Annotated in this window: 22 protein-coding genes; 14 read left to right on the forward strand and 8 right to left on the reverse strand. The window is 53.1% G+C overall.

All coding sequences use genetic code 11. From position 1 onward, the window contains the following. Window positions 1–184: 184 nt before the first annotated feature. A complete protein-coding gene (locus tag GS636_RS20085) occupies window positions 185–1,420 on the forward strand; it encodes an adenylate/guanylate cyclase domain-containing protein (protein WP_171671989.1) in 1,236 nt (411 codons plus the stop codon). An 89-nt stretch (window positions 1,421–1,509) separates the two neighbouring features. Here GS636_RS20085 and GS636_RS20090 read toward each other — a convergent pair whose 3' ends face one another. After that, entirely contained in the window at window positions 1,510–2,349 is an 840-nt protein-coding gene (locus tag GS636_RS20090) for an SDR family oxidoreductase (protein ID WP_171671992.1), read from the reverse strand. Between the two features lie 761 nt (window positions 2,350–3,110). On the opposite strand from GS636_RS20090, the gene GS636_RS20095 reads away from it, so the two are divergent. The 5 genes from GS636_RS20095 to GS636_RS20115 all read left to right on the forward strand — a co-directional run bounded on the left by GS636_RS20095 (window position 3,111) and on the right by GS636_RS20115 (window position 6,760). Next, window positions 3,111–3,614 carry an aggregation factor core gene (locus tag GS636_RS20095; protein WP_171671994.1) on the forward strand — a complete coding sequence of 168 codons (504 nt, stop codon included), beginning with the start codon at window positions 3,111–3,113 and terminating at the stop codon, window positions 3,612–3,614. A 13-nt stretch (window positions 3,615–3,627) separates the two neighbouring features. Next, complete coding sequence (locus GS636_RS20100) at window positions 3,628–4,080, forward strand: TspO/MBR family protein (RefSeq protein WP_171671996.1); 453 nt, start codon at window positions 3,628–3,630, stop codon at window positions 4,078–4,080. Window positions 4,081–4,091: 11 nt separating this feature from the next. Continuing rightward, window positions 4,092–4,646, forward strand: coding sequence for a CIA30 family protein (locus GS636_RS20105; protein WP_216602983.1), 555 nt, complete (start codon window positions 4,092–4,094; stop codon window positions 4,644–4,646). A gap of 126 nt (window positions 4,647–4,772) precedes the next feature. After that, window positions 4,773–5,945 (forward strand): adenylate/guanylate cyclase domain-containing protein, encoded by a 1,173-nt coding sequence (locus tag GS636_RS20110; RefSeq protein WP_171671999.1) that lies wholly within the window; start codon window positions 4,773–4,775, stop codon window positions 5,943–5,945. A gap of 47 nt (window positions 5,946–5,992) precedes the next feature. Continuing rightward, window positions 5,993–6,760 carry a hypothetical protein gene (locus GS636_RS20115; protein WP_371808754.1) on the forward strand — a complete coding sequence of 256 codons (768 nt, stop codon included), beginning with the start codon at window positions 5,993–5,995 and terminating at the stop codon, window positions 6,758–6,760. Window positions 6,761–6,797: 37 nt separating this feature from the next. On the opposite strand, the gene GS636_RS20120 is transcribed toward GS636_RS20115, so the two are convergent. The 5 genes from GS636_RS20120 to GS636_RS20140 form a co-directional block, all read right to left on the reverse strand. Then, a complete protein-coding gene (locus tag GS636_RS20120; RefSeq protein ID WP_171096400.1) occupies window positions 6,798–7,247 on the reverse strand; it encodes a MarR family winged helix-turn-helix transcriptional regulator in 450 nt (149 codons plus the stop codon). Further along, window positions 7,237–8,337 carry a nitroreductase family protein gene (locus tag GS636_RS20125; protein WP_171672001.1) on the reverse strand — a complete coding sequence of 367 codons (1,101 nt, stop codon included), beginning with the start codon at window positions 8,335–8,337 and terminating at the stop codon, window positions 7,237–7,239. Before GS636_RS20125 ends, GS636_RS20120 begins: the two co-directional genes overlap by 11 nt. A gap of 216 nt (window positions 8,338–8,553) precedes the next feature. Next, a complete protein-coding gene (locus tag GS636_RS22930; protein ID WP_171672003.1) occupies window positions 8,554–9,231 on the reverse strand; it encodes an FCD domain-containing protein in 678 nt (225 codons plus the stop codon). Beyond that, entirely contained in the window at window positions 9,228–10,259 is a 1,032-nt protein-coding gene (locus GS636_RS20135) for a Gfo/Idh/MocA family protein (protein ID WP_171672005.1), read from the reverse strand. Before GS636_RS20135 ends, GS636_RS22930 begins: the two co-directional genes overlap by 4 nt. Then, entirely contained in the window at window positions 10,256–11,344 is a 1,089-nt protein-coding gene (locus GS636_RS20140; RefSeq protein ID WP_171672008.1) for an isocitrate/isopropylmalate dehydrogenase family protein, read from the reverse strand. The genes GS636_RS20135 and GS636_RS20140 overlap by 4 nt, the downstream gene beginning before the upstream one ends. A gap of 135 nt (window positions 11,345–11,479) precedes the next feature. Between GS636_RS20140 and GS636_RS20145 the strand changes: the two genes are divergently transcribed. From GS636_RS20145 to otnC, 7 genes are read left to right on the forward strand one after another with little or no spacing between them, the layout of a single operon-like run. Further along, window positions 11,480–12,487, forward strand: a complete 1,008-nt coding sequence (locus tag GS636_RS20145; protein ID WP_171096422.1) for a tripartite tricarboxylate transporter substrate binding protein — start codon at window positions 11,480–11,482, stop codon at window positions 12,485–12,487. Window positions 12,488–12,544: 57 nt separating this feature from the next. Continuing rightward, complete coding sequence (locus GS636_RS20150) at window positions 12,545–13,294, forward strand: hypothetical protein (protein WP_171672010.1); 750 nt, start codon at window positions 12,545–12,547, stop codon at window positions 13,292–13,294. 4 nt (window positions 13,295–13,298) lie between these two features. Then, window positions 13,299–14,810 (forward strand): tripartite tricarboxylate transporter permease, encoded by a 1,512-nt coding sequence (locus tag GS636_RS20155; protein WP_171672012.1) that lies wholly within the window; start codon window positions 13,299–13,301, stop codon window positions 14,808–14,810. Continuing rightward, window positions 14,810–15,097, forward strand: coding sequence for a putative quinol monooxygenase (locus GS636_RS20160; RefSeq protein ID WP_171672014.1), 288 nt, complete (start codon window positions 14,810–14,812; stop codon window positions 15,095–15,097). Before GS636_RS20155 ends, GS636_RS20160 begins: the two co-directional genes overlap by 1 nt. Beyond that, entirely contained in the window at window positions 15,094–15,891 is a 798-nt protein-coding gene (locus GS636_RS20165) for an N-acyl homoserine lactonase family protein (protein ID WP_171672016.1), read from the forward strand. Before GS636_RS20160 ends, GS636_RS20165 begins: the two co-directional genes overlap by 4 nt. Then, window positions 15,888–17,165, forward strand: coding sequence for a 3-oxo-tetronate kinase (gene otnK / locus GS636_RS20170; protein WP_171672018.1), 1,278 nt, complete (start codon window positions 15,888–15,890; stop codon window positions 17,163–17,165). The genes GS636_RS20165 and otnK overlap by 4 nt, the downstream gene beginning before the upstream one ends. Further along, window positions 17,162–17,803, forward strand: coding sequence for a 3-oxo-tetronate 4-phosphate decarboxylase (gene otnC, locus GS636_RS20175; RefSeq protein WP_171672021.1), 642 nt, complete (start codon window positions 17,162–17,164; stop codon window positions 17,801–17,803). The genes otnK and otnC overlap by 4 nt, the downstream gene beginning before the upstream one ends. A gap of 660 nt (window positions 17,804–18,463) precedes the next feature. Here otnC and GS636_RS20180 read toward each other — a convergent pair. Continuing rightward, window positions 18,464–18,685 (reverse strand): hypothetical protein, encoded by a 222-nt coding sequence (locus GS636_RS20180; protein WP_171672024.1) that lies wholly within the window; start codon window positions 18,683–18,685, stop codon window positions 18,464–18,466. A 133-nt stretch (window positions 18,686–18,818) separates the two neighbouring features. Between GS636_RS20180 and GS636_RS20185 the strand changes: the two genes are divergently transcribed. Then, entirely contained in the window at window positions 18,819–19,670 is an 852-nt protein-coding gene (locus GS636_RS20185; protein WP_171187968.1) for a LysR family transcriptional regulator, read from the forward strand. Window positions 19,671–19,824: 154 nt separating this feature from the next. On the opposite strand, the gene GS636_RS20190 is transcribed toward GS636_RS20185, so the two are convergent. Continuing rightward, on the reverse strand, window positions 19,825–20,274 hold the full coding sequence (locus GS636_RS20190; protein WP_171672026.1) for a MaoC family dehydratase: 450 nt from the start codon (window positions 20,272–20,274) through the stop codon (window positions 19,825–19,827). Window positions 20,275–20,350: the final 76 nt, after the last annotated feature.

A 20,350-nucleotide genomic window follows, 5' to 3' on the forward strand; every position in this document is an offset into this window, starting at 1 on the left:
CGGAATCATGGGTGCCTTGAAAATTGCTCTTTCTGTGTTTGCCTTCAAATAAAGCGTGAGATGAATGAAGACGGCAGCTTTGTCCGCTTTGGGCAGTGAGAACCGCTGCAAATTGAAGTTGAGGTGTCCTTGAAGTGAAATAGACTGGGAGCTAACTGTTGAGGCAACCCGTTGTGAGGTCATCATGGCAGCCCCATTAGTCCAAAACTGGGAACTGACCGCCGCCGTTAAGGACATAGCCGATTGGCTGGTTCAACAGGGCTTGGAGAATGCGCCGGTGGAGCTTTGGCTTGAGGCATTCTGCAACCGACTTGTTTCAGCAGGAATTCCACTTCAAAGAGCAAACATCACTGTTCGCGCTCATCATCCCGAGATTGGAACGGTCGCTTTTCGCTGGCACAGGGATGGCGGCAATGAGCGAGAGAACTTTGTCCGAAGAACGGATGCGCCTGAGGAATACGTACTAAGCCCGATTTACTATCTTTTGGCAAACAACGTTGAAGAGATCAGACAAGATCTGACAGTCGAAGAACCCGCGCTCAACTTTCCGATCTTCGACGAACTTCGCGAGCGCGGTGCAACTGACTACTTCGCTGTTAAACGGTTCTTCCTTATTCAGGACAATACTACGCCAGTCGATCCAATGCAGGCTGAGGAAGGTGCCATAATCTCGTTGACAACCGATGCGAGCGGGGGCTTCACGAGCGAGCAACTTGATGGTTTGCGTCAACTGATATCCCCACTTTGCCTGACGCTAAAATGTGGGGCGAACCGATTGATGGCTGAAGACATTACAGCCGCGTATCTGGGTAAAGACGCCAGTAGGCGAGTTCTTTCCGGGGACATCACCCGAGGTTCATCGGAAACTATTTCAGCGGTGATTTGGTATTTTGACCTGCAAGGATTTACCAGATTGTCAGAGGCGCTTCCGGGGGACTCAATCATAGAATTGCTAAACGACTACTTCGCGGAAGCTGTTGACGTAGTCGAACGCAATGGCGGTAACGTTCTGAAATTCATGGGAGATGGAATGCTTGCCATCTTCGATATCAATCAAGTTCCGGACGCTCGCCGCGTCGCAATTCACGCGGCCGCGGAGTTGCGAAATACCTTTGAGGAACTCAACCAACGACGGCAAGCTGATGGTTTGCCAACGACCGGCTTCACTCTCTCGTTGCACGCAGGCGATGTTCTTTACGGCAATATTGGCGGTAGGTCTCGCTTGGATTTCACAGTGGTCGGCCCAGCGGTAAATACAACTTCGCGCATTTTAGGCATGTGCAGCGCGCTTGATCAGAACATTGTGGTTTCCGATAAGGTGGCGGGCGACTTAGTGGGCTCCATTCCAAGTCTTGTTTCCCTGGGGCAATACAGATTGCGCGGTGTTGCTGAAAGACAGGAGCTGTTCACGATAGATTAAACGCGAATTGAAAGGCGCCGCCTAACCCGTATGGCCGCCGGACAGTCTCCGATCTTTAGCTCGTACTGAGTGCTGGACTATTACGATGATTAGTCAGCCTTCGCCATAAACGCTTCGAAAGCTTCCTTATAGTCTGGATGCCATCGGCTTAGTGGGGGGCGATTTTCGATGACGTCTCCCACGCTCCAGGCAATGCGTTTCTCGTCGATATCACGTGAGACATCGTTGTCTGGGCAGAGGATGTAAAAGTCCCCGCGGTTCACGCTGTCGACAAAGAAGTCGACCGTCTGCTCTGCGGTCCAAGCTGAGGTAGGCTTTTCAGGCAGGGAGATCATACCAGTATAAACAAAGCCAGGCACAAGGAGATGCGCTGTGATCTGATGGCCGGGGCCGTTTCTCAGCTCATGTGATAGCGCCTCGGTGAATGCTTTCAGAGCCGCCTTTGAGACGTTGTAAGCAGGGTTGCCCGGCGGTGTGGTTATGCCTTGCTTGGACCCTGTATTGATTATTGCACCTGGTCTGTTTCGCGCGATCATATTAGGCGCGAATACCTGAGTGCCATGGATTGGACCCCAAAGGTTCACGCCCAGCATTTTATCCCAAGCCGCGGCGTCCCCAATGGTCGATGAATTGCCGCCCACACCAGCGTTGTTCATTAAGATGTCTGCCCCGCCGTAACGGTTTGCTACCATCCGTTCCAACGTTTCTAACTGTGCTCGATCACTGACATCTGTCTCAGACGTCATCACATCGGCCGCACCGGCGGCAGACACCGTGTTTGCCGCAGTAGCCAGTTTCTCGGTGTCTTGATCAACAATAACAATGCGCATGCCCATCTGAGCGAACTTCACTGCTGCGGCGAGGCCAATGCCGGAAGCACCCCCGGTGATCACGGCCACAGAGTCTGAGGTAAATGCGGGGTGTGTCATCGGCTAGGCTCCTCTTTTCCCGTGTTGGATAGACAGGCCCGGAAAACCCCAGACCTGCTATTATTGTTCGGCCACGTTGGTCTTGAGCTTCATCATACCTTCCATACCGTAGGCGGTGAAGAGCGCCTGGGTTGCATTTTCCGCTTGCCGGTTCATCGGAATGATAGGGTCTGCCATGCCGCTCTTGTGCACTTCATTTTGGATTTTTTGATGCCCAAGCATGGTTTGGGTTGAGTTTGCCAACTAGAATGCGCTTTTGATTGAGTTTTGGTGCGTTCACGTAGATCGAGCTACGCTAAGACAATCGACAATTGAGCGTGTATAGTGAACCGTGCAAACTTTTAGGCGAATCGTGCAAAATTATGCGCAATTGCTGTGCAAAATTATGGGCGAAGACACCCAGATTTTTTGAATAAAATCAATGATAGGAATGCAGTGTTATGTGCGTACCTACACCGGTTGAAGAAGATCACGTTATTCTGCATTGCCACCAAATCTGGCCTGATGGTCTCAAGTGCGCAAGGATAGATATTTTTCGCCTGGATGCGACGGGAAGGTCGTCGAGCACTGGGACGTTCTTCAGGAAGTTCCAGCAAACGGCGAGAATGATAATAGCATGTTTTGACTTTACCGCTCTGACGGCGGTGCGTGGAACTTCGATAGGTCTTGTCGGCTGAACCACGAAAGACAAACGGGGTAAGTCTGATCCAAGAAACCCGCCGAAGCGTATCCATCAAGAACCCATTAGGAAGGAGATAGATATGCTCCCGAAGAGTATTGTTGCGGCGACCCTTGGATTATTTTCAGCCACTTCGCTTCAAGCTGGTGTACAAATTCGCTTTATAGAAGGTGCGCCCAAGGACCGTTTTGTTCTGACGAATGTCGGAACGTGCGAAGTAGAAGCCTCAACCCTCAAAATTGACTTGTCGCAATCTGCTGGACGCTTGATTTTCGATGTCACAGAAAAAGGCGCGGGTGTGGAGGTGTTCCAACCTCTTGAATTCGTTGAGGGTGCTGATGCTCTGCGGCAAATTCCTGCGGTCGTGGATGGGCAAGATACAATTGAACTTGAGATTGCCTCCCTCGCAGCCGGGGACAAACTCGCCTTTACCATCGATGTAGATGACACTATCGGGCAACGCGAAATCACCGTAACGGGGTCGGAGATCGAAGGCGCCACGGTGGCTTATACTGATGCGGATAAGACCAGCACGGCGACCTTTTCTTCTGAAGCGCTTGTTAACGTGACGACCAAGGACTGCTGAAAGCTATCCTACAATGTCGAACTGGTTGATCCGCATAGCATTCCTTGCGCTTGTGGTGGGCGGCGGCATCCTGATCGGGACACTGACTGCACCTGGCGAATGGTACGCGCAGCTTTCTAAACCGGCTTTCAATCCACCAAATTGGATTTTTGGACCGGTTTGGACGGTGCTATATGTTTTGATCGCTATGGTTGGTTGGCGTCAGTTTGAAACAGACCGGAGCTCGACCGCCATGAAGCTGTGGTGGGCGCAGATGGGTCTGAACTTTTTGTGGTCCCCAACCTTTTTCGTACTGCAACTGCCATGGTTTGCCTTTGTCGTCATTGTCGCGTTGTTGGCTGTCATCGTCATGTTCATAGCTCAGGTCAGGACTTCAGATCGGGTTTCCGCACTGGCCTTCCTGCCGTATTTTGCATGGGTCGCATTTGCCACGGCACTGAACCTTTCCATTGCGATACTGAATTGAGAAGGATCGATATGCGTGCCAACTTCATTGGGCTTGTTTCAGGTTTTGTTATCATCGGATGCATGATGGCGCAGGCTGATGTAAAACTGACTGAAGACTTCTCCAAGTCTCCAGAGACGCGTTGGGACTACGTTGCCGACACCGTAATGGGAGGAGTTTCTTCAGGGCAGGTGCAGTTTCGTTCGGAAGGTAATGTTGCGTTCGCGCGGCTGACCGGAACTGTGAGTACAGTAAACAACGGCGGCTTCATCCAGTTCCGACGCAAGTTGCCTGATCGGCCCGGTACGGGTGTATCAGGCGTCAGGCTATTGGTCCGGGGGAACGGCGAGCAATACTTCGTCCACCTTAGAACACGTGGCACGGTGCTTCCGTGGCAATACTATCAGGCCGCGTTTGCAACTTCTAACGAATGGACAGAAATCTATTTGCCTCTGTCAGGCTTCAAGGCTTCAGGTGCCATGTTACGCGCTACTCCCGTTGCAGACGCAATCACCTCAGTTGGAGTTGTAGCCTACGGGCGCGATCACGAGGCCAGCGTAGACGTCAGCGAGATTGGATTCTACTGAAGTTCGCCCAAGCGAGGGGCTGCAATTTTCTGTTCAACCAATCAGATCAGGCGGCTCAAAAAATGTAAGCGACAATGCAATTCCAATAGTCTTTGCTCATCGTTTCCATGCGACTAACTTGGGTCCATGGAAGAAGTAACTCGACTAACCGAATGGATGATTACAGAAGGTCGTCGCTCCGGCGATCCCGTAAAGGTGGTGTCACAGTTTTGTTCCTCCTTGGTCGAAGCCGGAGTTCCGCTGTGGCGAGTAAACATTGGTCAACGCTTTGCCAATCCATTGCTTATTGCTTGGGGCGTGGTTTGGACGCCCAACGGCACCGACAGCTACGATGTCACCCATGAAACGACGTTGACGGATGGTTATGTTGGGAGCTCATTTGAGTATATTCTGGCGAATAGAAAGCCGCTTCACAAAAGTCTTCGGCAACTGGACTCAGAAACAGAGCATTCATCCTATTTGGAATTTGCAGAGCAAGGCGGCACCGACTACTACGCTACTTTGCTTTATTACGGAGATGGATCGCTGCATGGTTGTACGTTCATTACACAGGCGCCGGATGGGTTCTCGCCGGAGCATCTAAGGCTGATTGAAGCGGTGTTACCTGCCCTTTCTTCCGCTCTGGAACCTGTGACGATGCGAAAATCGTCTAAAGGTCTACTTCGAACCTATTTAGGAGATGGACCTTCCGAGGCAGTCTGGAGCGGAAACATCAAGCGCGGTGAGCGAACAACTCTAGATGCTGTGGTTATGTTCTCTGATCTGCGAGGCTTTACGGCACTTTCCGAAACCTTTGCGGAAGAAGAAGTCTTCGACACGCTCAGCGACTATTTTGATTTGGTAGTCAAAGCTGTAGAAGACAACGGTGGAGACGTCCTCAAGTTCATGGGTGATGGCATCCTGTCGATCTTCACTATTGAAGCTCAAAAAAACCATGCCGACCGTTGCAGAATGGCGGCTCTTGCAGCGCAGAGTGTGCTGAGTGGTTTGAACGCTCTCAACACTAGACGAGACGAGTTCCAAAAACCGCCCTTGGACATTGGAATTGGGATCAACGTTGGGCAGGTCAGCTACGGTAACATCGGCAGCCCCGGCAGGCTTGATTTTACGGTTTTGGGCGGTGCGGTGAACGTCGCAAGTCGAATTGAAAACTTAACAAAATCAATTGGTCAGAGAGTGTTGGCGACGTTAGCCGTTGCAAGTGCTGCACCGAACATGTTCGTTAGCTGTGGGGATCACGAAATACGTGGCCTTGCTCAGCCTATCGAGCTGTTCTTTCTCACAGAAGGGGCGCAATAATCAGGTATAGTTTTTCAAAACAACATACCTTTCCGGGAGCATCCTGAGTGTTTGCAAGAACCATAGCCTTACTGATCTGCGCTGGGGCTTCTCCGGCCACGGCACTGGAGCTTCGCGAAACTGGGCGCTACGAGCTCAACCAACCCGCGAGCCTAGATTACGATCCAACGTTTTGTGGGTTGTGGATCGCAAATGAGGGCCCCGAAGCAATTCTCGTTACATTGCAAGGGGATGAGTTGCGCCGAATATCCAGCGACCTCTTTCGGATCAAAGCAATTGCTGTTGAAGGGGATCACTTGTTGCTGGGTGATGGTCTCGGCAGTCTTCAACGTGTCACCAAGGATGGATCACGCCTAGGAGCGCCTTTCGAGTTGGAAGGTGGGTTCGCGGATACCGAAGGCATCGCGATCAATGCCCAGGGGCAGATCGTGACCGTAGAAGATGACCCGGAACGGTTGTCGTGGTTCACTTCAGAGGGTGCTTTGACGGCGAGGTTGGATACCATGAAGCTCTCTCCCCCCTTAAGTGAGGCGCAAGGCATCGCGATTGACCCACGCACCGGTCACATGTTGATTGTTGATGATTGGGAAGGGTCAAACAGCTTGTATGAGTTCACGGCAGATGGCCAACTTCTCGCCCAGCAAAGCTTGTTGGAATTCGGAACCGACCCAGAAGGCATCGCCATTAGGCCGGGATCCAACCAACTGTTCGTGGCATTTGATGGTGGCGCGAAGATTGTGACATTTGACTACACGCCCACCTTGCCAGAAGGATCACCGCCGCTGCCGCCGGGCGCGGACTGCATGATGTTCTGAGAGCTTTTCTGTTTGCTTGGGTCGACGCAGGTTTCGGCTAGTCGCGTTCACTGTCCAAAGTTTCGCGAATGAGCGCCAGATTAGGCAAAGACTCATGAAACGGTTTGGGCCCGAGTTCGGACAACATCGGACCAAGAGCTGTCGACATCCGATCCATACAAGTTTTCAGAAACTCTGCGCCATGCGGCGTCGACCGGGCAATTTTCGAACGCTTGTCCTTTGGGTTGGTCTCAAGAGTGATCAAGTTATGATTTTCAAGGCTGGCGAGCATATGCGTCATCGAAGTCTTGGGCACTTGAAACGCGTTTGAGAGTTGCAGGGGGGTTTCACCTTCGGGACGCCGTACCAGATGGCCCAAAATTCCAAATTGAGTCGCCGTCATTCGACCAGGTAAGAACGCTTCAAGCTTGGTCGAGATCAACTGATTGATGATCCCGACCTCGGTGAAGAACCGGTAGACTTCGTTGGTCTCATCTTCAGGCTTCATTCAGAATTCGCGTCTCCAGCGGCCAGCGGGGTGTGGCAATTGGCTCGGGTCCATACCCCAAACGCAGCAACATTTGCACCGTGTGGCCCGGCGACGCAAGAAGCTCATGCGCGAGAGCGTATTCATCGGCCATCTCAGGATACTCTTGAAGGGCCTGACTGACCGGATGTACGCCCAGGCCCATTTCAGTTGTCTTCAAGTAAAAACGCATCAATTGACGACCGGCATCAAGTTGATCGCTTCGCGTGTTTGTGGCTGTTGTGAGGACTGCGTATTGCGGCGTCGCGTCTAGCATGGCGAAGTAGCCTCGCATGTGTGACTGAGTGCCTGGGTGGTCAACGTTCATCAGGGTCTCATTGTCCAAAAGGCCAGTAAGTCGCAGCGTTTCCAGCATGGGATCGCGTAATTCAATCCCGTCCGGGTTGGCGTTGATTTCTGCTTTCCCGATCCGCATCAGGTCGACGGATTCTTTCAAGGTCTGCGGGGTTCGCATTTCGATTTCGAAAGCGCGTTTCGTGAGGTCTCGAATACGGGTCACCAAATCTTCATCGGTAATCAGGGTGGCGTAGTTTTCAAGGACCGACATTTCCGTCTCGGACAGCCGCTGTTCAGTGTACGGTTCCTTGTTTGAATGTCGGTTGAGGATTTGATCTGAGAGTGGATCGGGCGCTCCGCCGGGAACAAACACTGCTTCTGCGATAGGTCCGTCATCTCCATCGGGCAGTAACGTGACCTCGGTATCAAATCCCTGCGCACCTGCTGCCAGTACCATCGTCTCAACAAATGCACCGAGACCAATATAGAGCTGGCGGTGGTAAGGATCGGTTTCCGGAAGCTCGCGATCTGTATCGCGGAGGATGCGCACCTTGTCTTGCCCAACGAACTCAACCAGCCAAGGTTGCAAGTTGTGTGGATTGGGGGCGAGAATTGCGTAGGACAAAGCAGCCTTGCGTGGGTCGTCATACAGTTTTGGCGTCCACGGAGCCAACGCTTCATGCGGCGTGCGTGTAGCGAGGAACGCGACCGCGCCCGTTGCCGCCAGAATTGTGCCTCCGCCTAGAATCTTGAGAAAACGTCTTCGATTTGGCATCTTGAGTCTCCGCTAGTACGATATCGAACTAAATTAATTCGAAATCGTACTATTGCAACCCCAATTGATGCAGTGATTGGTTGAGTGACCATGAAGAAAGAATATTAGAGCCGCCGGACGCAACCGCCGATTACCGCGGTGGACAAGTACTCGGAGCGCCTTTGGTGCCGAAAAGAAGCAGTTATTTTAGTTGATTAACGACTGGATGCGAGAAGATCAGAGGCTGTTGAGTCGGTGCTTCTCGAGTATCCCGCAGAGCATAGCCTGCGCTTGCAGCCTGTGCTCTCGATGACGTTCACGGGCAACACCCGGTCGACCTTCACTAATCGCTTGAAAAACAACCCGGTGATCTTCATTGGATTTGACGGGTAGGGGCCTGATGAACAACGTCGTTGCGCGTGCGCGGCGCACCTGGTCGCTCATCATTGCAACAATCGCTTCGACCCGTTTGTTGCCGCCCAACCGAACGAGTTCCTGATGAAACAACTCGTCGGCCTCGGCCCAGGCTTCAAGGTCTTCGGCTTCGATGGCTTGATCCATCTTTGCAATTGATCCAGCAAGGACCGCCAGTTCATCTTCGGAATAGCCCGCTTCGGCAGCGCGCTGTGCTGCGAGACTCTCGAGTTCCGTCAGTATGTCGTAGATTTCACGCATATCATCTGATGAAACAGGCAGTATTCGCACGCCCTTTCGGGGCCGCATTTCAAGCAAGCCCTTACTTTCCAACATCAGCGCAGCTTCCCGTATCGGGGTGCGGGACATTCCAAGGGTTTCCGCGAGTTCCGATTCCAGATGGTCAGTTCCGGCTGCAAGTTCGCCGGACAGGATCATCTGTCGCAAATCCCTAACAGCGCGTTGCGTATTGGAAAGAGTTTTTGCGTCTTGAACCTTCACGGCGTCCCCAAGTTGATCTTTCGTCCCTCCGCAGCCGAGAGATAGATGCTCTCTTCGATTCGGATCACGTCCAAATAGTCGCGAGCCGTGTTTTCCAGCGGCGTGCCCTTTACAAGGCCTGAAACGACGTGACTTTGCAAGGCGTGTACGCAGTCTCCTCCAAACCCATCATGATCGCTCGGAGGTAAAATCTGCTGTCGCTCCTGTTTTCCAAAAGCGCGGAGGTCAACTGAACCGTCGCCGTTGAGAACCAGTGATCCTTCCGTTCCCTCTATGAGAGCTTCGCCCATGGTCTGACGCAAGTTTTCCGCACTGTGGTCAAGGCATCTGTTGCCATCGAACAGAGCTTTCAAACCGTTGGGGTGGTCAAACAGGATGAAACCTGCATCCTCCCCCGCGATAACGGGGTTAACTTGGCGCAAGTCCGCATAAACTGCGCTGGGCGCATCGAACAAAAAACGGAATGTGTCTACCCAGTGAACTGCTGTTTCATGAACGAGGAAACGCGGCATGTCCTGAAAGTATGGCTGCCGGTCAAGGTAGGCGCGTGGTCCCTGTCCGTCGCCGGGCCGAAGCCGGAAAGTCGCTTGTAGAGGTGATCCAATTCGACCCTCGGTCATCGCCACCTTGATCGCACGATACCAAGGCTGGAAGCGAAAGTTCTCGTGTACGACAATAGTTGCGCCTACCGCTTCAGCCTCGGACACGATCTTCTCTGCTTCATCCAAAGACGTGCAGAAAGGCTTCTGGCAGATCAGCCATTTGATGCCAGAGCGCAGTGCCGTTCGGATGGCGTGGGCCTGCGCCAACGGTGGAAGGATGATGTCCACGAGATCTGGTTTTTCCACCTCCAGCATTTTTGACAGATCATCGTATGCGGCCAGCCTTGTTTCCTTCGCCTTGTTGATATCACGGTTGCAGGATGCAATCGGAACCGCTCCGGGCATTCGGGACCAACTTTCGTAGTGGAACCTACTGAAATATCCCGCACCTACACACGCGACCCTGATGGCTTGTTGAGTATTCATGCCCGCAATGCTTCCAATACCGATGAGGCCGCGTCCTGCGTTCCGGCGGTGCCACCTAGGTCACGCGTTAGGTTCTGTCCGTTCGCGGTCACCTTTTCCACGGCTTCACGCAATCGTTCGCCGTCGTTGGACAGGCCTGGGTGATCATGGGTCAAACCCAACCATTCAAGCATCATTGCTGCGGACAGGATCATCGCAAAGGGGTTGGCAATACCCTGTCCTGCAATGTCTGGAGCGGAACCATGGCAGGGTTGGAATACAGCGTGATTCAACCCGATATCCGCTGACGGAGCCAGTCCAAGACCGCCCATAAGACCTGCACCAAGGTCGGAGAGGATGTCTCCGAACATGTTCTCGGTCACCAAGACATCAAACTCCCAAGGCTTCTGCACCATCCAAAGAGCTGTAGCATCGACATAGGCATGGTCTGCCTGCAAATCTGGATAGTTGGCAGCTTCGGCGTCAAACATTGATCTGAAGAACGCAAAGGCCCTGAATACATTGGCTTTATCGACACATGTAACCCGCCCTGGCCCGCGCCCAGATATTTTCCGGTTTTTCGCCAGGTCAAACGCAAACCGGAACAGTTTTTCGGACACCTCACGAGTGATCAGCAGGGTTTCACGTGCTTCGTGTTCGGAGACTTCGCCAGCGCCTTGGGTGAAGAACAGCCCTTCTGTGCTTTCGCGTATCAATACAAAGTCGATCTCTTTACCGGGAGGCAGTGCCAAGGGGGTCATTTGTCCACTGCTTACCTTTACTGGCCGCACCCCAGCGAAAAGTCCTAGCTGCTTTCGCAGATCAATCTGCGGTGAAATCTCAGTTCCGTCCGGGTAGCGAACATCCGGCAAACCCATTGCAGACAGCAGAATTGCGTCGGCGTTGCGAGCCGTTTCAAGTGATCCCGCTGGAAACGATTCTCCAGTTTCTGCGTAGTGGGAGGCGCCTGCCGGCGCGTCCGAAAACGCCAACTCGTAGCTGGGGTTTTCGCCTGAGAGCTGGCGCAGAATTTCAAGCGTAGGGGCCATAATTTCAGGGCCGATCCCGTCGCCGTGGAAAACTGCCACATCATAATTCTTTTTCATCTTAGCCCGCTTCCTTCCCGTTTCGCATTCATAGCGCGATAGCAGCTTTCACTACAGTCCGTTGACAATGCATTCTTTAATGTATACGCAAATAAATGCAATAATAAACGCGAAGCTGTTTGGGAGGACTTGGAAATGAAACTAAAGCTAGGGCGGTTGGCGGCCGCAGCCGTGATGGCGACCGGGATCGCAGGCGCAGCTGCTGCACAGGATTATCCATATCGCGATATCACAACAGCTGTGGTCTGGGGGGCCGGAGGTGGCACGGATACGATCAACCGAATGATCATGGCCGAGATGGAAAAACACCTTCCGGTCTCGATCAATGTGATCAATCAAACAGGTGGTGTCGCAGGCTCCAACGGGATGGTCTATGTCATGAACCAACCAGACGATGGTTATACATTGGTTGGTCTGTCAGAGTCGAACGTCACCGCTGCTGTGCAAGGTGGTTGGGATAAGAAATTTGATTTTTGGTATCCGTTCATCGTTGGCGGATCACCTGATCTGATCTCGGTTCCGGCGGAGAGTCCTTACAATACTCTAGAAGAACTGGTTGACGCTGCGAAAGCTGCTCCTGGGACTATTCCGGCTGCGGCTTCCGGCGCAGGTTCGATCCACCACTTGAACCTTCTGGCCATCGAAAAAGGATCCGGTGCAGAATTCAAGTTTGTTCCATACAAAGGCTCAGCGCCCGGGCAGGAAGCAGCGATAGCGGGTGAAGTTGCGTTGGTTGTGACTTCTCTAGCTGAACAGGCTCCGTTGATCGAAGGCGGTCAACTTAAACCGCTCGCGATGTTGACGCCCGAAGATGCGCAGATTGCAGGAGTTACGGTGCCATCTGCCTTTGGCATCTATGACGGTCTCGACCAATATTTGCCGCTCAAACAGGCCATCGGTTTTGCAGTTCACAGTTCAGCCGGGGACGACGTAAAGGCCGCGCTTGGTGATGCCTTCGAGCAGGCGATTGCGTCCGATACCGTCGCTGAATGGGCCTCTGCAAACAATTATGATGTCGGTGGTCAACACGGCGAAGAAGCTCAAGAGCTGTTTGCGAACCTCGAAGCTACCTTTGCCTATACCTTGCAAGATCTGGGCGCAGCGACCGTCGACCCGGCGTCGCTGGGTATCGAGAAGCCATAATCCGATCACTTTTGAAAGGGCGCGCCTGATCGCGCCCTTTCCGACAAGAGGCAGGCAATGGACAAACCTGACGATACACTGATCATGCGGGCGCGCGATTTTTGGGCATCGATTGGTCTGATAGCAATTTCCACCTTTTTCCTTTGGAAGACGTCGGACATCCCGCTTTGGGGTGAAAACCGCGCAGGTGTAAGTGGATCTGATTGGTACAACTCGGCTGCAATTGTACCGCTGTCCATCTTCGGTGGATTGCTTGGCTTGTCCTTCGTCTTGCTGGCTATTTCGATCCGTTCAGGTGGAGCCCAAAACGCGCTCAGTGCTTTGGGGATCGGATGGGATAAGTCGGAAGCCTATCGAGCATCAACAATCGGCCTGATGCTTCTTGCATATGTCGTCGGACTGGTCCCCAGAGTGGACTTCATACTGTGTTCTGGGTTGCTGATTACAGCTTTGACTTACGGCTACTACGGTGGTCATGCGCGGCGTGCTTTGGTGGCCTGTGTCGCAGTTGTCGTCGCCGGTTTGTTTGCGTTCGCCGCGTTTCCTGCTCAGGCGGATTGGAATGCACACGGTGATGATTGGTTCACACTGGCCTTGTGGGTCGCGTTAACACTAGTGGTGTTGACCAAAGCGGCTTCCGAACGCGTTTTGCGGTTCGTTCCATTGGTGGCAATACTTGCACCGCTTATCCTCGTTTGTGCGATGGCCTTTGTTTTTCGGCAGAACGTGCCCGCGCGCGGCGGGCTGATCTTCAAGCAAATCGAATACCACTACTACGTGACGCTTCGTCCGCTATGGAAAGATTGACCGGATGGACTTTATTCTTTCGCAACTGGCTGGATTTGGGGCTGCATTCGTGGGCCTGGCAGTGGACCCGCTGACCTATCTGTATTTGATTGCATCCGTGTTCCTGGGCATCACGTTCGGCGCATTGCCCGGCCTTACGGCAACCCTGGCCGTGACGATCCTGACGGGTTTCTTCGGCAACAAAATCCCGCTCGACTATTCTCTCATCGCATTGCTCGGGGCCTATGTCGGCGCGATTTACGGCGGCTCTTACCCGTCTATTTTGCTGAACATTCCGGGCACCGCAGCCAGCGCGGCGACGGCAATGGATGGCTACCCTCTGGCCAAAGCGGGTCGAGGGGGCGAAGCACTGGGACTGACCACGACGGCCAGTTTCATTGGCACAGTTATCGGGACCATTACGCTTTTGATTTTTGTCTGGGCGCTGCTTTTGGTTTCAAAGAACATCGCAAGCCCGGAGAAAGCACTACTGGCCCTGTTCGGCATTCTGCTTTCTGGCACTTTGATGAGCGAAGACCTAGTGATTAAGGGATGGATCGCCGGTCTAATCGGGCTTGCGATGTCCATGGTCGGGCTCGACCCTCTTTTGTCTGAACCGCGCTATACTTTCGGCTGGTCTTACTTGATGAGCGGGTTTCAGGTCGTGCCAGTCTTGATGGGAGCCTTTGCCATTCCCCAAATTATCGACGGTTTGAGGCACGTTGACGCCGGGAAAGTTCTGGCCCTGAAAGGCCGTATTTTTCCGAACCTTAGCTCTATTCGGCGCTACCTGCCCACCATTGGCCGGTCAGGGGTGATTGGGACCGGGGTAGGAGCGCTTCCCGGCGTGGGCGAAGATGTCGCCGGTTGGGTCAGCTACGGTGTCGGTAAGACTGTCTCTGCCGAGGGCAACAAGTTTGGCAAAGGGTCATTGGAAGGCCTGCTGTGCTCCGAGACTGCAAATAACGCCTGTATTGGCGGAGCGCTAATCCCACTTTTGGTGTTGGGTATTCCCGGCTCACCACCTGCGGCCGCTTTGATGGGCGCTTTCAAAATAAACAACGTGATCCCTGGCCCGACGATTGATCCCGAGATCATTCTGCGCGTGGTTGCGATCCTTGTTCTCGCCTCATTGACGATGTTCCTGATGGGCCTGTTCACAGCTCGGGTATTTATCAAGATACTCGCAATCCCGCAGACCATCTTCTTGCCGGTTGTGATGGTTCTGACAACAATCGGGTCCTTCAGCGTCGGTGGTGGTATTAATGATCTTTACCTGATGCTTGGCGTCGGCGCCGTTGCCTATTTCATGAACCTGATGAAGTACCCCATCGCCCCGTTGGTTATCGGGGTTATTCTGGGTAGCCTGTTTGATGAAACCTTCCGCCGGTCGCTGTTCTTGTCTGACGGGGATCTTTCGGTCTTCTTTTCGCGACCCGGTGCGGCCATTCTACTGGTGCTCAACGTTGGTCTGATCCTCAGCCAACTGCCCGTGGCAAAGCGCGCTTTCTCACGCCTAAAAGGAATTTCTGTCTGATGATTGCGGTTACTGTCACCTTCACTCTCAAGCCCGGTACGAGAGACATCTTTTTGCCGCTGATGGTTGAAAACGCTTCAACCTCTTTGTGTGAAGAACCCGGATGCCAGCAGTTCGACGTTTGCCTCGGCGACGATCCTGAGACAGTTTTTCTCTATGAGGTTTATGATGACAGCGCGGCGTTCTCTGCCCATCTAGAAAGCGCGCATTTTCAGTCCTTCGATACGGCAGTGGCTGATATGATCGCCACCAAGGTAGTTCACAAGTATTCCGAGGTCATCCGATGAACGATTGGGAAATCCATGCCGTGAAATACGCGGATCGCAACGCCCGGACGCGAGCTGATAGTTTCATCATCGATGATAATCACAACGCGCCTCATGCGATGGATTATTTCGTTTGGGTGCTAAAACGCGGCAACAAAGTCATTCTGGTCGATACTGGCTACGACTCCGATGAGGCCGCTGCCCGTGGTCGTCCCATTGCGATGGACCCTCGCGAGGCTTTGCTGCCCCTAGGCATTGCGCCGGAAGCGGTGACCGAGGTCATCGTGACCCATCTTCATTATGACCACGCAGGGGGGCTGCATATGTTCCCCAACGCGAAATTGCATATGCAGTCCGCGGAAATGGCCTTCGCTACAGGTCCCTGCATGTGCCATGATCACCTGCGTGCGCCTTTCACGGCTGACCATGTCTGCGAGGTCGTAAAGCGTCTCTATTCGGGCAAAGTCGTCTTCTACGACGGAGAAGCCGAGATTGCAGATGGGGTCACGGTGCACTGCATCGGAGGGCATTCGCGCGGGTTGCAATGCGTGCGCGTAAGAACGGCGGCCGGGTGGATGGTACTCGCCTCTGATGCTTCGCATTATTACGAGAATTTCATGGCGCGCAAAGCCTTTCCTATCGTCGTCGACCTGCAAGACATGATGGATGGTTTCGAGACACTCGAGAGGTTGGCTTCGCATCCTAGGCTTATCGTGCCCGGCCACGATCCGCTTGTGCGTGCGGTATTTCCCGTAGGCGCGGCACCGCATATCCATAGGCTGGATCCAGGGCCGATGCGGGACATTGAACTATGAAAATCGGTGTCATAGCGGACGACTTCACTGGTGCGAGTGATATTGCGAACACCTTGACGAAGGGCGTTGAGCCGGAGGGTGGATTACGAACGGCTCAGTTCCCAAGTATTCCAACGACCCCAGCCGACGATGAGATCGAAGCGGGTGTGATCTCACTCAAGAGCCGCAACGCACCGACTGAGGAAGCGGTAGCGGACAGCTTGCGGGCCCTGCGGTGGCTTAAGGATCAAGGATGCAAGCAGTTCATCTTCAAGTATTGCTCGACCTTTGATTCCACGATGGAGGGAAATATCGGTCCCGTTGCGGAAGCGTTGGCCAAAGAACTGGGCGCGCAAAAAGTGATTTTCTGCCCGACCTTTCCAACCACGGGTCGCACTGTTTATCACGGCCATCTTTTTGTGCTCGGCAAGCCGTTGAACGAGTCCGGGATGGAAAACCACCCACTTACTCCGATGACGGATCCCAACATCAGGCGATGGTTGCAGCATCAGACCGAAGAAGCGGTTGGGCTGGTGTCAATTGACTCCGTGAAGCAAGGATCGGAGGCGATTGCTGCTGCTTTGCAGAACGCCGACGAACGCTTTGTAATCGGCGATGCGATTTCGGACGAAGATTTGCTGGCCTGGGGCGAGGCTCTGAAGGATGCCAAGCTCATTACCGGGGGGTCCGGGATAGCATTGGGTCTACCCAGAAACTTCGTCAGAAAAGCTTCCTCCAAAAGAGGTGGCAGTGCGTTCACTGGTTTCGCAGGACCTGCCGCGATACTTGCAGGATCATGTTCAGGTGCGACACGCGGGCAGATCGATGTTCATGCGGAATTCAATCCAACCTTCGCCATTGATGTTCCGGCTGTCATGTCCGGGGATGTGAACACGCAAACGCTTCTGGATTTCTTTAAAAAGCATTCAGGTGAGACCCCCCTCGCTTACTCATCAGGAAGCCCGGAAGAGGTGCGCGCGATCCAAAGTCAATTCGGTCAGGAAGCTGTGGCGGAAAAGCTGGACAATCTCTTTGCTGAAACTGCCCGGGAACTTGTCCAAACGGGCTATAAGCGCCTTGTCGTTGCCGGAGGGGAGACGTCGGGAGCTGTCGCCAAGGTCGTATCTGAGGCACTGGGGTCTCCTGCCATGTCAATTGGTCCAGAGATCGACCCGGGCGTACCTGTCCTGAGCGTCGGAAAAACTGAACCCATTGCGCTGGCTCTAAAATCTGGAAACTTTGGCGCTCCGGACTTTTTCGCGAAGGCGCTCAGAATGATGGAGGCAGGCAAATGAGTTCGGATGAGTCGGCTTTGCGGCAGCAGATGTCAGAGCTATGCGCCTCGCTGTTTGTGCGTGGATTTTCCGTCGGCACTGCGGGCAATGTCTCGGCACGTCTTGATGACGGGATCCTCATGACACCAACCAACTCCACCTTGGGGAATATCGATCCCGAGCGCATCGCCAAGATTGATTTGGATGGGCACCACGTCTCCGGCGACAAGCCGACCAAGGAAGTCTTTCTGCACCAAGCCTTCTATGAGACGCGGCCAGAAGCGGGCGCCGTGGTTCATCTGCATTCGACTTGGGCCACTGCTCTGTCCTGCCTGGAAGACACCGATCCCAATGACTGTATTCCACCGCTTACACCATACGTGGTCATGCGTGTAGGCACGGTCAAACTTGTTCCATACGTTAACCCGGGTGATCCGAAGTCCGGTGATTTGATCCGCGAACTGGGTGGGAAATTTAGTGCGGTTCTGTTGGCCAATCACGGGCCTGTCGTTTCAGGGAAGGATCTGTTCTCAGCGGTCTGTGCAGCAGAAGAGCTGGAAGAAACAGCCAAGTTACTCTTGGCACTGCGAGGTATGCCAACCCGAATGCTGGATGTAGCTCAAGCCGCAGAACTCAAAGATACTTTCGGAAGGATGTAATTGATCACCCTGGGGGTGTGTGCAAACTTTTGGGAAAATCGTGCAAAATTATGCGCAAACGTTGCACAAAGTTATGGGCGAGCACACTTGAATTTCATAAATGAAATCAATAGCAGAAGCGCAGCGTTATGCGCACCTCATAAGTTTGCGTTGTTCGCCAAAAGTTTTGCGCTGCGCATTTGGCTGCAAAAGCGAGGAATTCAATCAGTTTTGGCGTAATCGTTGCGTTTATGGCGCTTTACGGCGCTCAACCCCGCAAAGAGCCTCCCTGAGGAACCTTGGGTTCGGCCCATTAGCTTGGATTCTCGCGAAGGTCTGCGATGCGTTTGCAGCAGGCTTTGCAAAGTTCGATCTGCGATCCAGAGACGTCTTTTAGTTTCTGCGCTTGCAGCCCAGATAGCGGCCTTTGCAAATTTACAAGAACGGATCAAAGGAAATTGCCTTTCACCAAACAACGAACATGCGGAGGTGAGGGCAATGAACTTTACCAGCAGGTGGCTCACTTCAATATCGTCAAACAAGGCGCCAGGTTGCACGAGAAGGTCTCGTGTTGGAAATAACTCAATGGCTACAACACAGGTGCGTGACTGCCACTTCCAGCTTGCAGCTGCATTTGGCGGGATCTAATCGCCTTATTCGGCCGATTGTCACCAAGTGTCGTCAGAACCTTCCTGGATACAGACTCATCATGGTCTGCACGTCCAGTTCACTCGAAAACGCAGCGGGATCACTCCAGATCACGTCATTAATATAGTCGCGTTCCGCGTGAAGATCGTTGGCTGTAGGCTGCGGCTTACGGGTTTCGGGGCAGGCTCTTTTGGTCCAACCGAACAGTCCACCAAATACGGTCCAGATGCTGGGTGACATTGTATGGGAAGCCATCTCATGGTCCTTTCCGAGTTACTTGCGGTGTCGCAACAACAGTAACTTTTCACCTGTTTTTCTGGTATCCGGCACAAAATTGTGCTGTTCTACAAAAATGAAGAACGGGTTCCGAAATTGGTCGGATATTCGTGTGTTCCTCTCTGTCTTCAGAGAAGGGTCGACGCTTGCGGCCTCTAGAAAGCTAAAGGTCTCCCAACCAACGGTTGCCCGACGCATTGATGTTCTCGAAAGAGAAACAGGCTTAATGCTTTTTGAGCGCGGTACGCACGGGTTCAAACCAACCCCAGAAGCCCTTCGCCTCGTTCCTCTCGCCGAAGCAATCGAGGCTTCAGTCCTTGAATTTGCCGATTGCGCGAAAGTTTTGACGTCGACGCAACCCATCCGTATCACCGCTTATTCGGCAAATTTCTCCGCACGCATGATCAAAATCGTAAACGAGTTTTCCGCCGACAATCAGGATGTCGCATTCGAGTTTTTATCCAGCGTTCGAGCGCTGGACCTGACGGCCGGAGAGGCCGACATTGCTTTGCGCCTTGCAAGAACCGATCCTGATCCCGATCTTATCTGCCGGAAAATCAGCACGGCTCGCTGGTCTTTGTTCGGCGGTAGAAATTACGCGGACAAGTTTGGCTTACCGAGGTCAACGAATGATCTGGCCGGGCATCAGTTTGTTACCTTTCAGCGGGACGATGTACCGAATGTATTCCACGAATGGTTGACCAATCACGTAGAGCTGGACCAGATCGTCATGTCTTTCACTGAACTGGAACTAATGCATGCGGCGATCAGGTCAGGGCAAGGCCTTGGGATCAGCAATGTCAAGCTGGTTGAAACAGACACGTCTTTTATCCGATGTTTCGACGAAATCCCCGAACTTGCGGTGCCGCACCTAATGCTCATTTCGCCAGAAGCTTATCGTCGGCCAGAGGTTAGAGCTTTCGTCAAGTTCTTCGCACCTCGCTATGCGGCAATCTACAAGTAATGGTTAAGGCATAAGGGCTGCGGGTACGCTCTTTTGCATGTACGCCACGACCGCAATTGCGAATAGAAGCCTTATGTAGCAAGCCCAAGGATACACTTGAAGATGACAATAGGAGTTCAAATTGATCGCCGCGCCCAAGTCGCTGCAAACTGCCTTAACTCCGATATGCCATCACGTGGTGCATAACCAGGTTAAGAACTTCAACATCGTTCTGGTTAAATGTCAGGTATCGGAATTTGACCGTTCCCCGGTCTGGCTTCGAACGTGATGGTGTAATCGCCTCAACCGTGACGCGCACGCTGATCGTGTCGCCTGAATACACCGGAGCCAGCCACCGTACCTCGTCCATACCATGTCCACCCAGGTTGGTGCCGGTAAGTACACCAGTGTCGCGGAACAACCTGAAAGTAAGCGCTATTGTCTGAAATCCACTGGCTATGAGACCGCCAAAAATCGACTCTGCGGCAGCCACTTTGTTAACGTGGAAGGGCTGCGGGTCATGAACCAGTGCGAAGTCAATAATCGCTCCCTCGGTCAGCGTAACGCCTCCGGTTTCGAAGGTTTCGCCAACCGACAAATCGTCGATATATTTTCCGCTAGCCATGGCAAAAGTATAGTTTGATGCAGACTCAACCGTCAACGCGGAGCCAGGCTCTGCCGCCACTAATGCCGCATTATCT

Source organism: Ruegeria sp. HKCCD4884 (assembly GCF_013110855.1).
Taxonomy (GTDB): domain Bacteria; phylum Pseudomonadota; class Alphaproteobacteria; order Rhodobacterales; family Rhodobacteraceae; genus Ruegeria.

Coding starts and splice junctions, on each gene's coding strand:
- GS636_RS20100 (WP_171671996.1), top strand. CDS start 3,628: ATGTCGAACTGGTTGATCCGCATAGCATTCCTTGCGCTTGTGGTGGGC.
- GS636_RS20145 (WP_171096422.1), top strand. CDS start 11,480: ATGAAACTAAAGCTAGGGCGGTTGGCGGCCGCAGCCGTGATGGCGACC.
- GS636_RS20165 (WP_171672016.1), top strand. CDS start 15,094: ATGAACGATTGGGAAATCCATGCCGTGAAATACGCGGATCGCAACGCC.
- GS636_RS20150 (WP_171672010.1), top strand. CDS start 12,545: ATGGACAAACCTGACGATACACTGATCATGCGGGCGCGCGATTTTTGG.
- GS636_RS20135 (WP_171672005.1), bottom strand. CDS start 10,259: ATGAATACTCAACAAGCCATCAGGGTCGCGTGTGTAGGTGCGGGATAT.
- GS636_RS20180 (WP_171672024.1), bottom strand. CDS start 18,685: ATGGCTTCCCATACAATGTCACCCAGCATCTGGACCGTATTTGGTGGA.
- GS636_RS20120 (WP_171096400.1), bottom strand. CDS start 7,247: ATGAAGCCTGAAGATGAGACCAACGAAGTCTACCGGTTCTTCACCGAG.
- GS636_RS20090 (WP_171671992.1), bottom strand. CDS start 2,349: ATGACACACCCCGCATTTACCTCAGACTCTGTGGCCGTGATCACCGGG.
- GS636_RS20125 (WP_171672001.1), bottom strand. CDS start 8,337: ATGCCAAATCGAAGACGTTTTCTCAAGATTCTAGGCGGAGGCACAATT.
- GS636_RS20190 (WP_171672026.1), bottom strand. CDS start 20,274: ATGGCTAGCGGAAAATATATCGACGATTTGTCGGTTGGCGAAACCTTC.
- otnK (WP_171672018.1), top strand. CDS start 15,888: ATGAAAATCGGTGTCATAGCGGACGACTTCACTGGTGCGAGTGATATT.
- GS636_RS20155 (WP_171672012.1), top strand. CDS start 13,299: ATGGACTTTATTCTTTCGCAACTGGCTGGATTTGGGGCTGCATTCGTG.
- otnC (WP_171672021.1), top strand. CDS start 17,162: ATGAGTTCGGATGAGTCGGCTTTGCGGCAGCAGATGTCAGAGCTATGC.
- GS636_RS20110 (WP_171671999.1), top strand. CDS start 4,773: ATGGAAGAAGTAACTCGACTAACCGAATGGATGATTACAGAAGGTCGT.
- GS636_RS20105 (WP_216602983.1), top strand. CDS start 4,092: ATGCGTGCCAACTTCATTGGGCTTGTTTCAGGTTTTGTTATCATCGGA.
- GS636_RS20095 (WP_171671994.1), top strand. CDS start 3,111: ATGCTCCCGAAGAGTATTGTTGCGGCGACCCTTGGATTATTTTCAGCC.
- GS636_RS20140 (WP_171672008.1), bottom strand. CDS start 11,344: ATGAAAAAGAATTATGATGTGGCAGTTTTCCACGGCGACGGGATCGGC.
- GS636_RS20160 (WP_171672014.1), top strand. CDS start 14,810: ATGATTGCGGTTACTGTCACCTTCACTCTCAAGCCCGGTACGAGAGAC.
- GS636_RS20085 (WP_171671989.1), top strand. CDS start 185: ATGGCAGCCCCATTAGTCCAAAACTGGGAACTGACCGCCGCCGTTAAG.